Genomic DNA, 14,293 nt, shown 5'->3' on the forward strand with positions numbered 1-14,293 from the left:
ACAAGTATTTGCTTAACAGATTTGACAGTCATAAAGGGTAGTTCTTTATTAATGCAATTTGCAAAAATAAATTAATGTTTAGAACACTTAAAAAGTTGTTCTAAACATATTATACGAGGTGAACTATGATGAAATTAATTTTGAAAAGAACTATTTTTCTTTTAATGACACTGACAATCATTATTTCTTTTGTATATCTATTTAAAATAAAAGAAGAAAAAACTAATAAAGTACCTAAAAGCGCAACACTTGTATTTAATTATATGGGGGAGGATATAAATGGAGAGTAAGGAACAAGCATATATTATATTTTCAAAGAGGTATTCACCGGGGAAAAATGACTCGGTTTATATAAAGGATATTGCAGAAGTATATTGTCAGAATGCAACAGTAAAAAAGGAAATTGATTCTATAAAAGTATATATAAGTAAAGATGAAGAAAATTGGGATTATTTATCAGCTACCGATGTTATAAAAAAGATAGTTGATAAATTTCCATTTGTAGACATAAGTCCTATGGGTGCAACTGAGATTATACTAGAGGTAAAATCCAGGGAAAGAGAAAATAAAACATTCGAATTGATAAAAACAACGTTAATTTGTATTGTATTATTTTTTGGCGCAGCAATGGGTATCATGTATTTTCATGAGGATGTCAATATGAAGGATACTTTGGATAAACTATATTTTACTTTTACAGGGGTTAAAAAAGAAAATCCATTAATCATGACAATACCGTATTCCTTTGGATTAGGAATTGGCATGGTTACATTTTTTAAAAGGGTAAAAAGTAAAAGTATAAGAAGAAGAAAAGAACCCGGTCCTTTGGACATAGAAACATATCTATATGACAAAGAAATGGACGAATATATCTTAGAAGAAATGCAAAAAAGACAAAAAAAGGAATGATATAGATGAGTTATGTTATTCTTATTCTGATGTCAATAGGTGGAGGAGTTGTTGTAGGCGGTGCTTATGCAGCCTTCATAGCATTGATAGAAATATTTCCTAGAGTGATTCAATTGACTGAAACAAATAGATATTTGAAGCTATATGAGGATATGTACATTTTGGGAGGATTTTTAGCCTCCTTTGTATATTTTTATGATTTTTCAATTAAACTAGGAAAGATAAGTACATTACCAATAGGATTTATTTTAGGAGCATATATAGGACTATTTTCATCAGCTTTGGCGGAGACCTTGAATGTTATACCGATTATGGCCCAGAAGTTTAAATTAAACAGAAAAGAAAATGCTATAAAAAGGGCTTTATTGATGGGTAAAGTTGCAGGCTCATTATATTATTTTCTAATTCATATAGGAGGTTAAAATGGAAAAATTAAATAAGAAAGAGTATGAAAAATATGTAGAAGGTAAGATACCAAAGCCGACCTATGTAAAAAACATTATTATGGCTTTTTTAGTCGGGGGTTTTATTTGTACTTTAGGTCAATTTATTTTAAATTATCTGCTGAGCTTGGGACTAAATGAATCAAGTGCGGCATCTTTTACATCTATAGCCTTAGTATTTCTGGGGTCTTTGTTGACTGGGCTGGGGATATATGACAAGATAGGCAAAATAGGCGGTGCAGGAGCTTCTGTGCCTATAACAGGTTTTGCAAATTCTATAGTTTCTCCTGCAATGGAATTTAAAAGAGAAGGATTTATTTTTGGAGTTGCATCCAAAATGTTCACAATCGCAGGCCCGGTATTGGTTTATGGCATTGGGGGTTCGGTTATTGTTGGATTATTGACTTTATTATTCAAGGGTAGGTGATAACTTGGCTGTAAAAAGATTGGGAACTCAAACAGTAAAATTCGGTAATCCTCCTTCGATTAAAGGATTTTATACAATAGTAGGCCCTAAGGAAGGAGATGGACCTTTATCAAAATATTTTGATTTAATCTTGGCAGATGATCTCTGGGGTCAAGAGTCATGGGAAAAAGCTGAGATTAAAATGCAGGAAGAGTGCATAAAAGCCGCTATAAACAATGGGGGATTGACAGTAAATGATATTAATTATTTAATTGCAGGGGATTTATTGAATCAAATAATTGCTACAGGTTATTCCGCAAGACAGATAAGCATACCATTTTTTGGACTTTATGGAGCTTGCTCTACCATGACTGAGTCTTTATCATTAGGGGCTATGATAGTTGACGGAGGATTTGCAGATAATGTCATTTGCTCTGCATCAAGTCATTTTAGTACTGCTGAAAGACAATTTAGATTTCCGCTTGAATATGGCAATCAAAGGAAGTTTTCATCACAATGGACTGTGACAGGTTCAGGTGCAACTCTTTTAGCATCAGGCGGAAATGGACCATATATAAAATATGTAACTACAGGAAAGATTATTGATGCAGGCATTAAAGATGTAAATAATATGGGTGCTGCTATGGCTCCTGCAGCTGTAGATACACTTTTGTATCATTTTAGGGATATAGGATGTAAACCTTCAGATTACGATTTGATTATATCAGGTGACTTAGGCCATATAGGCAAAGAAATAGTAATAGATATGATGAAAAGAGAAGGTTATGATTTAAGAAGTATGTATACCGATGCAGGTGTAGAGATATTTGACAAAGATACACAGGATACCCATGCGGGTGGAAGTGGATGTGCATGTTCGGCTGCCGTATTTAATGGCTATGTCCTAAAGGAGATAAAAAAAGGAAAATTCAATAGAGTTTTAATAATGTCAACCGGAGCACTCCACTCAACTACAAGTGTTCAACAGGGTGAATCCATACCTTGTATTGCACATGCGGTAACAATTGATAAGAAAAGGGAGTAGATAGAGAATGGATTATGTTAAGGCATTTATAGTTGGGGGATTAATATGTGTAATTGGTCAGATTTTATTGGATAATACAAAATTAACTCCTGCGCATATATTGGTATCTTTTCTTACTGCGGGGGTTGTACTTGGAGGACTTGGGCTTTATACCCCTATAGTTGAATTTGGAGGAGCGGGTGCTACCGTGCCAATAAGCGGTTTTGGATATGCGCTATCTCAAGGCGCCATAGAAGGTGCTGGGACAAAAGGATTACTAGGTGCATTTACAGGTGGGATTGAAGCAGCAGGCGGTGGGATTGCTGCTGTTATACTGTTTGGGTATGTTGTGGCATTGGTGTTTAATCCTAAAACAAAAGACTAAGGGTTTATAAACCCTTAGTCTTTAAGGTTAGTTACCGTTGTTATTACCTCTGTTTTTGGAACGTCCGTTACTGTTACGATTACCATTATCATTAGTTTCAAATGGATTGAGAGGTACTATCTCTTCACTATCATTGTCATCTTCTCCGTTGCCTTCTCTATCCTTGTTAAGCCAATCATTAAACCAATCGTCTATGATATCCGGAACCCAATTTGATTCGTTATGTTCATCACAGACTGCTGTAGGAGCATTGTATTGATAATCACTTGGGACTATACCATTATGGTCTTGAGGATTATATGGAGGTGTCCTTTGAATAAATATTCTGGTCTCAACTACACTTTCAGGACAATACTCATTTGCAATTTTACCGTTGGTAGCATCGATTTCTAATGCAACATGCATATCACAATATTTTGTTGGCACAGTACCATTTGCAAAGATTTCTGTTTTTACAACTCCCCTTGGATCTTGCGTACAAAGCTCGGATGCCAATAACCCGGACTGTGTACAGATGCTTGCGCTTACAATACCATCAGGTTTTTCAAAGCTATTTTTACCTTCTAGGTCTTCGTGGATTTTGGTATTTATATATTGCCATAATTGCGCTGCAGTACTACTGCTTTTTCCCAGAGTTATTTTAGGAGAATCATTTCCTATCCAAGTTCCTGTGACATAATATGGGGTGTAACCTATAAACCATATATCAGCCTGATTTTGGGTTGTACCGGTTTTTCCCGCTACTACCATATTTTTAAGCTTTGCTCTGCTGCCTAAACCATTGCTTACGGTAGTTCTCAATATATCCCCCATAATATATGCTACTTGAGGAGATGTTACTACAGTTTCTTTAGGGATATTATCTATTAGAACTTTTCCATTTTTATCAACAATTTTTGTAAATGCTATCGGTTCTATATATGTTCCTTGATTTGCGATAGCTCCGTATGCAGCTGTCATTTCCAACGGAGTAAGACCTTTTGTCATGCCTCCGAGGGCTAATGCGGATAGATTTTCATCATTTGTAGCTCTGTTTTCAACACTGGTTATTATATTATCCTTTTCCGGATGAGCTGCATTTATAATTCCCATCTTTTCCAGATAAGCCATAGAAGTCTTGATTCCAATGCTTTGTAATGTTTTTACAGCGTTAACATTTACGGATTGCTCAACTGATTTTCTCAATGTGTGCATTCCCCGATATCCGGTATACCAGTTCTTTGGCCATAGTTGTCCATTACCATTATAAAAAGGTATATCATCAATGGCGGAAGCAGCAGTATAACCATTGTCCAATGCAGGTAAATATACTGCTATCGGTTTTATTGCTGATCCGGGTTGCCTCTGTGAAGCTGTTGCTCTATTTAATATTCTTGTACCATCTACATCCCGTCCGCCAACTATTGCAAGTATATGACCATTTCTATAATCCATAACTACTGTACCTGATTGCGGTTGGACAATACCGTTTTTATCCACAAAGAAAAACTTGTTATCAATCAGTAAATTTTCATTTTCGTCTATTTTATAAAAATCATTATTTTTATCTAAAAAGTTCTTCTTAAACTTTACTCCATTATCTATGATTTCAAATTCATCTTCATTTGGCATTATAGATCCGCAGGTATGTGTTACTAAATTTTTCCTTTCATCTATTGTATAAAAGTCAGCTACATCAACATGTTTTTTATATGGTGTTAATTTGTTATTCCTTATTATTAAATTCCCATCTGTAAGTTCATATGTTCCTTTTTCAATAAATAGGTGATAATCATCTGTCATGAGATTATCTTTTTTGAAAAATATAATATTTTTCTTATCGTCCAATACATTGCCGGCTTTGTTTAAGCTCCAATCCACCAATATAGGACCCTTAATATTATCAGTTTTTCCTACGAGAATTTCGGTAAAATTACTATAAGCATCTTCTAATTTCTTTTGAAGATTGACATTAATAGTGGAATATATTTTTAAACCGCCCGTATATAACTCATCTTCTGCTTGTTGTTTTGTATAACCTAATTTTTCTACTAATGCTTCCACAACTTGAGTTTTAACATAGTCAGTAAAGTAGTTGGTAATATCATATGTCTTCTTTTCTCCGGGTTTTAAATTTTCCTTTATATTTTCATTCAGCGCCAGATTATATTCTTCTTCCGAGATTTTACCTAAATCAAGCATTTTTTTAAGTACAACCTTTTGTCTGTCAACAGATTTTTGATTATAAACTAAAATGTATTTTTCACCCAATACATCGGTTTGACCTACTTCATAGTGTGTACTGCTGTCAAAGTCTTCGGGCTTTACTCTATAGAAAGGCTGATAGGTATTTGTTCCCTTAACTACACCTGCCAATAGGGCTGATTCGGCCAATGTTAAATCCTCTACATCTTTAGAAAAATATGTTTGAGCGGCTTCTTGTACTCCGTAAGCATTTTGTCCAAAATAACTTCGGTTTAAATAAGACTCAAGTATTTGATCCTTTGAAAGAACTCTTTCAATTTGCAAGGCTAAATACATTTCAGTTATTTTTCTGGTTAAAGATTTATCCAATGGGTCTAAATACAACCCTCTGGCTAACTGTTGGGTTATAGTACTTGCGCCACGCATGCCTCCTGACTTCAAATTATCAATTAATGCAGAAACTATCCCCCTTGGATCTATCCCTATGTGATCTTTAAATCTTTCATCTTCTATTGAAATAAATGCTTCCTTCAAATATTCGGGCATAGTATTTAGCCCTACTATAGTTCTAAGTTCTGCAGCCTGTATCTTTTCAACCATATTGCCATCTAAATCATATATAAATGATGTTTGATCTAAAGTTGAATTAATATTTGAAGGATCTATTTCCGGTGCATCTTTTATTATAGATAAAACAATACCTGTTGCAGCTCCTCCACCTATGATGGCTAATATTAAAATAAGAATTAATAAGGTCTTAACAACTTTAGAAGCTGTAACTTTCTTTTGTTTCTTTTTATTATTCTTTTCATCCGACATTAATTTACCTCCTTAATTATACAACCAAGCATGTAACGAGGTGATATCTCGCTAAAGCAATGCGTAGAAACTGTATGCAGTTTCATTAATGCTAGAATATATTATAACATAGAAATCAATGGTTGTTAACAAATAACAAATATCTCAAAGGTTACAATATGCTTACAAAAAGATTTCATACTTCGACATTAAGAATTGTTTGTAAACTCGGGAATTATAACTATAGTTTCCACTAATTGAATTTTATAAACAAATGGATTGAGATATTTTGGCTAATTAGTGGTATAATTGATTATAAATCAAGTTTCATTCGAAGGGAGTTTTTTTATGGAAGATATTAGAGTGAGATTTGCTCCAAGTCCAACAGGGTATTTGCATATTGGAGGAGCAAGGACAGCGTTGTTTAATTATTATTTTGCCAGAAAATATAATGGTAAATTTATCCTTAGGATAGAGGATACGGATATAGAAAGGCTGAAGGCAGATTCTATATCTCAAATACTTTCAAGTATGAAATGGTTGGGAATGGATTGGGACGAAGGGCCGGAAAAGGGCGGAGAATATGGCCCATATTATCAATCGGAAAGAATGGATCTTTATAGGAAAGAAGTAGACCGATTATTAAAAGAAGGAAAAGCATATTATTGTTTTTGTACTGAAGAAGATATTGAAAAGGAAAGAGAAGAACAGAAAAAGCTTAAGCTTTCTTTTAGATATTCAGGCAGGTGTTTAGAGTTATCAGAAGAAGAAATCGAAAAAAATCTACATGAAGGGAAACCTTATGTTGTTAGAATCAAGATTCCAAGAGAAGGAACTACAGAATTAGAGGATTTAATCAGGGGGAAGGTATCCTTTGATAATAGTCAGCTTGACGATTATATAATCCTTAAGTCCAATAATATACCCACATACAATTTTGCTTGTGTAGTAGATGATCACGCTATGAAGATAAGCCATGTAATAAGAGCTGAGGAACATCTTTCAAACACTCCTAAACAGGTCTTAATATATAGAGCTTTGGGATATGAAATACCTAAGTTTGCTCATTTGTCTATGATACTTGCACCTGATAGAAGCAAATTGAGTAAAAGACATGGAGCAACTTCAGTAGAGGAATTCAGAGAAGGTGGATACCTAAAGGAAACTTTGGTCAATTATTTAACCCTTCTAGGTTGGTCTCCTGCTGAAGAAAAAGAGATATTTGAAATGACCGATACCATAGAAGAATTTTCGCTTAAGAAAGTATCAAAAACTGCCGCAATTTACGATATAGATAAGCTTACATGGATGAATGGTATCTATTTAAGAAATTTAAATTTAGATTATGTGACTAGAGAAGCCATTCCGTTTCTCATAGATAAGGGATTAGTAAATAAAGAAAAAATAGAAGACAATTATGAGTACATCAAAAGAGTTGTGGGAGCTGTAAGAGAAAAGGTTAAACTACTTCCAGAAATAGCTGAGGCAAGTGAATATTTTTTTAAGGAAATAGAAGAATATGATCCAAAAGGGGTAGCTAAGAGGTTTGAAAAAGAAGGCGTGGTAGAATTACTGGAAAAAGGCAAAGAGGTTTTAGCCAAAACACCTGCATTTGATGTGGAAACAGTTGAAAAGGCTTATAGGGATTTGATAGATGAATTGGGTATAAAAGGCGGAGACATAATCCATCCTACCAGATTGGCAATATCCGGGAGAACAGTGGGGCCGGGTCTCTTTGATATAATATCCATATTAGGTAAAGATGTTTGCATTGAAAGAATAAATAGAGCAATTGAATTTATAAATACAAAAATAAAATAAAAAGTAGTTGAACTTTGTTCAAAATAGGAGTATAATAAAAATTGTTTTTAAGTTCCGGGATGGTGTAGCTGGTAGCACTTGTGACTCTGGATCATACAACCTAGGTTCGAATCCTAGTCCCGGAGCCAAAAATATAATTTATGGCCTCATGGTCAAGCGGTTAAGACGCCGCCCTCTCACGGCGGAAACAGGAGTTCGATTCTCCTTGGGGCTATTATCAATATGTACAATTAGAGAACATCTGGATAGAAATATCCGGGTGTTTTTTAGTTAGCTTATCCATGAATAAAATTTAAACTTTATTTAAATAAATTAGATAATACTTTAAAAAGGTGGTATACTTATAATAACATAAAAAGAGGGGGTGCTATATTGGAAGATGGTCTGGAAAGGGTTTTATTAGTCGGTGTTGAATTAAATGATGATACTATTGATATAATTACATCGATGGATGAATTAGAAGAATTAGTAAAAGCTGCCGGCGGAGTTGTAATTTCAAGGGTGATTCAAAAAAAGACAGGAATTAATCCCGCTTATTTTATAGGTAGGGGCAAGGCAGAGGAAATTAAAAATTATTGTGATGAATTGGAGATTACAACAGTAGTATTTAATGATGAATTGTCAGGTGCTCAGCTTAGAAATTTAGAACATATAATAGATAAAAAAATAGTTGATAGAACCAATTTAATATTGGATATATTTGCAAATAGAGCAACAAGCAAGGAAGGTAAGCTACAGGTTAAGTTGGCTCAAATGAAATATCGTTTACCTAGGTTAGTAGGGTTTCGAGATTATTTATCCAGAGAAGGAGGCGGCATTGGCACCAGAGGACCAGGAGAACAGAAACTGGAAACTGATAGAAGACATATTTTAAGGGAAATAAACAATATTGAAAAGCAGCTGAAAGAAATGGAACAAGTTAGAAGCATTAAGAGAAAGAAAAGAGAGGAGTCTAATCTGCCAATTGTTGCTTTAGTAGGATATACAAATGCAGGGAAGTCCACTTTATTAAATAAATTGATTGAATTTGATGATGAAGGATATGAAAAGAAACAAGTTTATGTTGAAGATATGTTATTTGCAACTCTTGATACGTCTTTAAGGAGGAGCAAATTAAATAATGGTCAACCATTTTTAATAACTGATACAGTAGGATTTGTCTCCAAATTGCCCACTCATTTAGTTGAAGCATTTAAAGGGACATTGGAGGAGACAAAATATGCAGATTTATTGCTGCATGTTGTAGACGCTTCAAATAAAGATTTGGACATACAAATCAAAACTACATTTGATATATTAAAGGATATGGATGTATTAGAAAAACCTATCATCACTGTATTCAATAAAATGGATAAAGTAGATATATCCAACGTGATTTATGATTTAAAGTATGTTGGCGAAAAGATCTTTATTTCGGCTAAGAACGATGTAAATTTAGACCAATTACTAAAAATTATTGAAGATAACCTTCCCCAAGAGTTTAGAAAGGTTAAGTTAAAGATACCATATGATAAACAAGCGATATTAAATTATTTTATGAATAATTACGATGTAAATAATATAGAACATAAAGAGGAAGGAACTTTTATAGAACTTACAATTAACTCTTTAGATTATGAAAAGTACAAGGACTTATTAATTTAAATAAAAATTAAAGGAGAGGGTGCCAATGATAATCAGGGACTGTGCAGGTGGAGTTGTGTTCAACTTAAATAAGGTATTCCTATTAAAAAATGAAAAGAACGAATGGGTATTACCAAAGGGTAAAATCAGAGGGGAACAATTGCCACCTGAAACAGCAATCCAAAGAGTAAAATATGAAACAGGAATAGATGCTAAAATCGTATCACCAGCAGGAGAAACCGCATACGAATTTTTTTCTAGGACAAGAAATCAAGCGGTATATAATAAAATTATTTGGTATATTATGGAAGCTTGTGATCTGGAATACAGAGTTAATTTTGATGAGGGATTCAAGGAAGGAAATTTCTTTGAAATAGATGAAGCTCTAAATTTAATTACCTATAGTCAGGACAAATCCTTAGTATCACTTTCATATAAAAGATATCTGGAATATAAAGAATATGAGAAAAATTTGTTGTATGCATAGGTCATATAATGAGAGATGTTTATAAGACAATAGGGGGATATGGAGCAGATGAAATAATTATCAATAAATCTCGTTTTATTGGGCATGGAGTGCCAATAAACAGTGAAGAAGAAGCTTTACAATTTATAGATATAATAAGCACAAAACATAGGGATGCAACTCATAATGTATATGCATATGTACTAGGTGAGGAGTCCAATATTCAAAGATTTAGTGATGATGGGGAGCCCTCAGGTACAGCTGGGATACCGGTTTTAGAAGTTATCAAAAAAGAAGACTTGAGAAATGTGCTTGTAGTCGTAACCAGATATTTTGGAGGCATTAAGCTTGGTGGCGGCGGATTAATCAGAGCATATACTAAGGGAGCGAAGATTGCAGTAGATGCGGGAAAAGTCGTCGATATGACATTGCATCAGCGCTTAGAAATAAAAATACCATATACCCTATACGGAAAAATGGAAAACTTTTTAATGAGCAATGGATATACTCTGGAAGATGTTGAATTTGAAACAGAGGTCAAAATATATTTGTATGTAGTAAAAGCTACGGTAGGAGATTTTACCAATGAAATTACCAATTTGACCAATGGAAATTTAGAAATAAAATATGATTATGAGAAGCATTTGCCTTTAGTAAATGGTCAAAGGTATTTGAATGATAAGTTAAGTATAGATAGTTGAGGTGATATGGTGCTAGATTCAAGCAGCTTGAAAAATGAGATGCTGGGTAAAAAGACATGGGTTGTAGTAGGTGTTACAGCAAAAAAGGATAGATTTGGGTACAAAATATGGAAGATTTTGAAGAAGCATAATTATAATGCTTATGGAGTAAATCCAAATTATGATGAGATTGAAGGAGAGACAATTTATCATTCTTTAAAGGATTTACCGTCAAAGGTAGACGTTCTGGATATGGTAGTAAGCCCTAAATTAAGCATAAAGACATTAGAAGAAGCGAAAGAAGTTGGTATCGAATATATTTTTTTCCAACCTGGAACATATAATGATGAGGTCATACAAAAATGTGATGAATTAGAGTTAAAATATCTAACAGGCGATTGTATTTATGCGACTCTTAAGAGGATGGAATAGGTCAATTATTTGGCCTATTTTTTTTGAAAAATTCATATATTCCTATTAAAAGCAAGAAGAAACCAAAATACCTTCTTAAATTATCCGGGTTTGTTCTTAAGGCAATAAGTGAACCTATTGTGGCACCTATTACTCCCCCTATAATTATTTTTTTACCATATTTAAGCTCTAAATTTCCTTCTTTTTTATGAATAAATAACGCTATTATTGAAATCGGAATAAACACAATCAGATTTATGCCCTGTGCTTCGATTTGAGGAATATTATTAAATAAAACTAAGGCAGGTATTAGTATTGAGCCTCCGCCTATGCCCATACCGCTTATTATACCGGATAGTAAACCTATTATAATCAATTTCATTTCCATATCATCCTAATAGCAGTATAAATGATTACACATCCAAATATTTTTCTTAAGATATTAGTTGGAATCTTATTTAAAATCTTTGCACCAATATAACTTCCTATAAGGCCGCCGATTGCTACTTTAAGCGCGACAGATATAGGTATTGTATTGTGAAAGAAATAGATTACTGTACTAATAATCGAAAGAGGCAAGATAATAGATATGGCAGTTGCATGAGCTTTATAGTCTTCCATATTAAGGAGGAAAACCATGCTTGGTACAATAATAGTTCCTCCTCCGGAACCAAAAATGCCATTTATAAATCCTGTTATTAATCCTAATCCGATAAGTTTTAGATTGTTTTTTTCCATATATTTCACCTTTATGATATAATTAAAGAAGGGCACAATGATTACAATTCACAGTTCACAATGCACGATGCATAGTACACAATAAACAACGCACAATTAATAATATCACCAAAATATGATAAGATATACATTATGGAGGTAATATGGAAAATTTAGATTTAACAATAAAAGACTTAATTAACTGGTTGAAAATAAAAGTAAAGTCTGCTAATGCTAAAGGGTTAGTATTTGGACTAAGCGGAGGAATTGATTCAGCAGTAATTGCAGGATTGGCTAAACAAGCATTTCCCGGAAACTCATTGGGTGTAATGATGCCCTGCCATAGTACAAAAAAAGATGAAGAAGATGCGTTGTTAATTGCCGATAAATTGAACTTAAAAACGACTAAGGTAGATTTAAATCAAACCTATGATATTTATTTAAAATCCACAGGGCTTGATTCAAACAATGATATGGCCAAAGCAAATATAAAGCCACGACTTCGTATGACAACTCTATATTATTTTGCACAGCATTACAATTACCTAGTTGCGGGTTCTAGTAATAAGTCGGAATTCTTCGTAGGATATTTTACAAAATTTGGAGATAGTGGAGCGGATTTATTGCCATTAGCCGATTTTGTAAAATCTGAAATAGTAGAATTGGCAAGAGCTTTAGGCATACCGGATATTATCATAACCAAGCCTCCTTCAGCAGGATTATGGGAGGATCAAACCGATGAAGAAGAAATGGGGTTTGGATATGATGTTTTAGATAAATATATAAGGACTGGAAAAGGTACAAGTGAAATTACAAAGAAAATAGATAGAATGAATCAAATGAGTAGTCATAAAAGGGAGTTTCCACCAATATTTATGAAATAAAATAGTGAAAAAAAATAATACTTATGCTAAAATATATAAGGCATTCTTTTAAGGAGGTGAGTTCAAATGTCAGGACATTCTAAATGGAATAATATAAAAAATAAAAAAGGCAAAGAAGATGCTAAGCGTGCGAAGGTCTTTACAAAATTAGGAAGGTATATTATGGTAGCTGCTAAAGAAGGTGGCGGAGACCCGGATTATAATCCTTCACTTAAAGCAGCTATAGATAAAGCTAAAGCTGAGAATATGCCAAATGAAAATATAGATAGGGCAGTCAAAAAAGGAAGTGGAGAATTAGGTTTAGCAAATTTTGAAGAAATTATGTATGAAGGTTATGGTCCCGGTGGAATAGCAGTATTTGCGACTTGCCTTACAGACAATAGAAATAGGACAGCTTCTGATGTTAGACATGCCTTTGATAAGGCTGGCGGAAATTTAGGACAATCAGGTTGCGTATCCTTTATGTTTGATAGAAAAGGTGTATTAGCAATTGAAAGGGAAGATATAGTTGATGAAGATGAATTGACAATGCTTGCTATTGATTTAGGAGCAGAGGATTTTATCTCAGATAATGACGGTTTCGAAATTATAACTGATCCTGATGATTTTAATAACGTTAAAGAAGGTCTTAAAGAAGCAAATTACAAATTTGCTATGGCAGAAATATCATATATACCTCAAAACACAATAAAATTGACAAATCCGGAAGATATTAAAAATATGGAAAAGCTAATAGATATGCTTGAGGACAGCGATGATGTACAGGATGTATACCACAATTGGGAAATGGATGAAATTGAATAATTTCAGAGAATATATTTTAAATAGTTAAATTAAATTTGGTATAATTACCTATTTTATATTGCATAATAAATTAGATAATATAAAATAGGAGGGTTAAAGATGGAAGGACAAGATAATTTTGAACACATCCTAAACCGATTTAAAGAAGCAGATCTTGAGACCAAAATTGATATTTATACTACAGTGCAGGGATTATCAGTAGAACAATATAAAGAGTTGCTAAAGTATTTCCCAATTAAACATTTAGGTGAATTAGAAAAAGCTATGGGTTAGAGGATGAAGGTTACTTCATCCTTTTTTTAAGTTTGACGGGCATGTCATATGTCTAAGGTGAAAGTCCTTAAAGAGCGTAGTTACCGACGAATCTCATAGCAACTTGCAAGTTTCACATCGTGAGGTGTGGGAGAGAGGAAGCAATAGCGAAATCATGGCTTGACGAACAGGAACAGAATATAAGGCGTAAAAGGTGGATAAGTTGGCTTAAGGCAACAAAGTCCAAAAGGTAACCGTAACCCTAAAGCGTAAATTCTGCAAGTAAACGAGGAAAGATATATGGCTTAACCCGTGAGGTCTCATGAGCGATACAGTAGTAACAACGAATCATGAGAAGTCAGCAGAGGTCATAGTGTGCGACTTGAAGTCGCGGTTTGAATTGTACGAAAGTACTATCACATCCATCTCGTGATATTCCTACTGATAAGTGCTTAGTAAGAAATGAAAAGTGCAGAGCAATCGGAA

The 14,293-nt window shown here is 33.7% G+C and carries 17 protein-coding genes and 2 tRNA genes; 16 read left to right on the forward strand and 3 right to left on the reverse strand.

Annotated features, from left to right (window positions below; translation table 11 throughout):
* The first annotated feature begins 125 nt into the window (after positions 1-125).
* The 6 genes from H8707_RS02080 to spoVAE are packed head-to-tail and all read left to right on the forward strand — an operon-like array spanning position 126 to position 3,167.
* Positions 126-290 carry a hypothetical protein gene (locus tag H8707_RS02080; protein WP_262428496.1) on the forward strand — a complete coding sequence of 55 codons (165 nt, stop codon included), beginning with the start codon at positions 126-128 and terminating at the stop codon, positions 288-290.
* Positions 280-909: a stage V sporulation protein AA gene (locus H8707_RS02085; protein WP_262428497.1), complete on the forward strand. Its 630-nt coding sequence runs from the start codon at positions 280-282 to the stop codon at positions 907-909. The genes H8707_RS02080 and H8707_RS02085 overlap by 11 nt, the downstream gene beginning before the upstream one ends.
* A 5-nt stretch (positions 910-914) precedes the next feature.
* Entirely contained in the window at positions 915-1,331 is a 417-nt protein-coding gene (locus H8707_RS02090; RefSeq protein ID WP_262428498.1) for a stage V sporulation protein AB, read from the forward strand.
* A 1-nt stretch (position 1,332) separates the two neighbouring features.
* Positions 1,333-1,779 (forward strand): stage V sporulation protein AC, encoded by a 447-nt coding sequence (gene spoVAC / locus H8707_RS02095; RefSeq protein ID WP_262428499.1) that lies wholly within the window; start codon positions 1,333-1,335, stop codon positions 1,777-1,779.
* Positions 1,780-1,783: 4 nt separating this feature from the next.
* Complete coding sequence (spoVAD, locus tag H8707_RS02100) at positions 1,784-2,803, forward strand: stage V sporulation protein AD (protein WP_262428500.1); 1,020 nt, start codon at positions 1,784-1,786, stop codon at positions 2,801-2,803.
* A gap of 7 nt (positions 2,804-2,810) precedes the next feature.
* Positions 2,811-3,167: a stage V sporulation protein AE gene (gene spoVAE / locus H8707_RS02105; RefSeq protein ID WP_262428501.1), complete on the forward strand. Its 357-nt coding sequence runs from the start codon at positions 2,811-2,813 to the stop codon at positions 3,165-3,167.
* A gap of 27 nt (positions 3,168-3,194) precedes the next feature.
* Here spoVAE and H8707_RS02110 read toward each other — a convergent pair whose 3' ends face one another.
* The gene (locus H8707_RS02110; RefSeq protein WP_262428502.1) at positions 3,195-6,170 is read right to left on the reverse strand and encodes a penicillin-binding protein 1A; all 2,976 of its coding nucleotides are present in this window, start codon (positions 6,168-6,170) and stop codon (positions 3,195-3,197) included.
* Between the two features lie 327 nt (positions 6,171-6,497).
* Between H8707_RS02110 and gltX the strand changes: the two genes are divergently transcribed.
* The 7 genes from gltX (at position 6,498) to H8707_RS02145 (ending at position 11,171) form a co-directional block, all read left to right on the forward strand.
* On the forward strand, positions 6,498-7,970 hold the full coding sequence (gltX, locus tag H8707_RS02115; RefSeq protein ID WP_262428503.1) for a glutamate--tRNA ligase: 1,473 nt from the start codon (positions 6,498-6,500) through the stop codon (positions 7,968-7,970).
* A 53-nt stretch (positions 7,971-8,023) separates the two neighbouring features.
* Positions 8,024-8,098, forward strand: a tRNA-Gln gene (locus tag H8707_RS02120).
* A gap of 14 nt (positions 8,099-8,112) precedes the next feature.
* Positions 8,113-8,184 (forward strand) — tRNA-Glu (locus tag H8707_RS02125).
* Between the two features lie 158 nt (positions 8,185-8,342).
* The gene (gene hflX, locus H8707_RS02130) at positions 8,343-9,614 is read left to right on the forward strand and encodes a GTPase HflX (protein ID WP_316699579.1); all 1,272 of its coding nucleotides are present in this window, start codon (positions 8,343-8,345) and stop codon (positions 9,612-9,614) included.
* 25 nt (positions 9,615-9,639) lie between these two features.
* Complete coding sequence (locus H8707_RS02135) at positions 9,640-10,080, forward strand: NUDIX hydrolase (protein WP_262428504.1); 441 nt, start codon at positions 9,640-9,642, stop codon at positions 10,078-10,080.
* A gap of 8 nt (positions 10,081-10,088) precedes the next feature.
* Complete coding sequence (locus tag H8707_RS02140; protein WP_262428505.1) at positions 10,089-10,760, forward strand: YigZ family protein; 672 nt, start codon at positions 10,089-10,091, stop codon at positions 10,758-10,760.
* A gap of 9 nt (positions 10,761-10,769) precedes the next feature.
* Positions 10,770-11,171 (forward strand): CoA-binding protein, encoded by a 402-nt coding sequence (locus H8707_RS02145; protein WP_262428506.1) that lies wholly within the window; start codon positions 10,770-10,772, stop codon positions 11,169-11,171.
* 1 nt (position 11,172) lies between these two features.
* Here the strand turns inward: H8707_RS02145 and H8707_RS02150 are convergent, their stop codons facing one another.
* A complete protein-coding gene (locus H8707_RS02150; RefSeq protein WP_262428507.1) occupies positions 11,173-11,532 on the reverse strand; it encodes a sulfite exporter TauE/SafE family protein in 360 nt (119 codons plus the stop codon).
* Entirely contained in the window at positions 11,529-11,888 is a 360-nt protein-coding gene (locus H8707_RS02155) for a sulfite exporter TauE/SafE family protein (protein WP_262428508.1), read from the reverse strand. The genes H8707_RS02150 and H8707_RS02155 overlap by 4 nt, the downstream gene beginning before the upstream one ends.
* 143 nt (positions 11,889-12,031) lie before the next feature.
* Between H8707_RS02155 and nadE the strand changes: the two genes are divergently transcribed.
* From nadE to H8707_RS02170, 3 genes are all read left to right on the forward strand, one after another.
* Positions 12,032-12,751 (forward strand): NAD(+) synthase, encoded by a 720-nt coding sequence (gene nadE, locus H8707_RS02160; protein WP_262428509.1) that lies wholly within the window; start codon positions 12,032-12,034, stop codon positions 12,749-12,751.
* A 66-nt stretch (positions 12,752-12,817) separates the two neighbouring features.
* On the forward strand, positions 12,818-13,555 hold the full coding sequence (locus tag H8707_RS02165; RefSeq protein WP_262428510.1) for a YebC/PmpR family DNA-binding transcriptional regulator: 738 nt from the start codon (positions 12,818-12,820) through the stop codon (positions 13,553-13,555).
* A 99-nt stretch (positions 13,556-13,654) separates the two neighbouring features.
* Complete coding sequence (locus tag H8707_RS02170; protein ID WP_262428511.1) at positions 13,655-13,828, forward strand: hypothetical protein; 174 nt, start codon at positions 13,655-13,657, stop codon at positions 13,826-13,828.
* Positions 13,829-14,293 lie beyond the last annotated feature (465 nt).

The organism is Paratissierella segnis, assembly GCF_014385195.1.
Taxonomy (GTDB): Bacteria; Bacillota; Clostridia; order Tissierellales; family Tissierellaceae; genus Paratissierella; species Paratissierella segnis.

Coding starts and splice junctions, on each gene's coding strand:
- H8707_RS02080 (WP_262428496.1), top strand. CDS start 126: ATGATGAAATTAATTTTGAAAAGAACTATTTTTCTTTTAATGACACTG.
- H8707_RS02085 (WP_262428497.1), top strand. CDS start 280: ATGGAGAGTAAGGAACAAGCATATATTATATTTTCAAAGAGGTATTCA.
- H8707_RS02090 (WP_262428498.1), top strand. CDS start 915: ATGAGTTATGTTATTCTTATTCTGATGTCAATAGGTGGAGGAGTTGTT.
- spoVAC (WP_262428499.1), top strand. CDS start 1,333: ATGGAAAAATTAAATAAGAAAGAGTATGAAAAATATGTAGAAGGTAAG.
- spoVAE (WP_262428501.1), top strand. CDS start 2,811: ATGGATTATGTTAAGGCATTTATAGTTGGGGGATTAATATGTGTAATT.
- H8707_RS02110 (WP_262428502.1), bottom strand. CDS start 6,170: ATGTCGGATGAAAAGAATAATAAAAAGAAACAAAAGAAAGTTACAGCT.
- gltX (WP_262428503.1), top strand. CDS start 6,498: ATGGAAGATATTAGAGTGAGATTTGCTCCAAGTCCAACAGGGTATTTG.
- H8707_RS02135 (WP_262428504.1), top strand. CDS start 9,640: ATGATAATCAGGGACTGTGCAGGTGGAGTTGTGTTCAACTTAAATAAG.
- H8707_RS02140 (WP_262428505.1), top strand. CDS start 10,089: ATGAGAGATGTTTATAAGACAATAGGGGGATATGGAGCAGATGAAATA.
- H8707_RS02150 (WP_262428507.1), bottom strand. CDS start 11,532: ATGAAATTGATTATAATAGGTTTACTATCCGGTATAATAAGCGGTATG.
- H8707_RS02155 (WP_262428508.1), bottom strand. CDS start 11,888: ATGGAAAAAAACAATCTAAAACTTATCGGATTAGGATTAATAACAGGA.
- nadE (WP_262428509.1), top strand. CDS start 12,032: ATGGAAAATTTAGATTTAACAATAAAAGACTTAATTAACTGGTTGAAA.
- H8707_RS02165 (WP_262428510.1), top strand. CDS start 12,818: ATGTCAGGACATTCTAAATGGAATAATATAAAAAATAAAAAAGGCAAA.
- H8707_RS02170 (WP_262428511.1), top strand. CDS start 13,655: ATGGAAGGACAAGATAATTTTGAACACATCCTAAACCGATTTAAAGAA.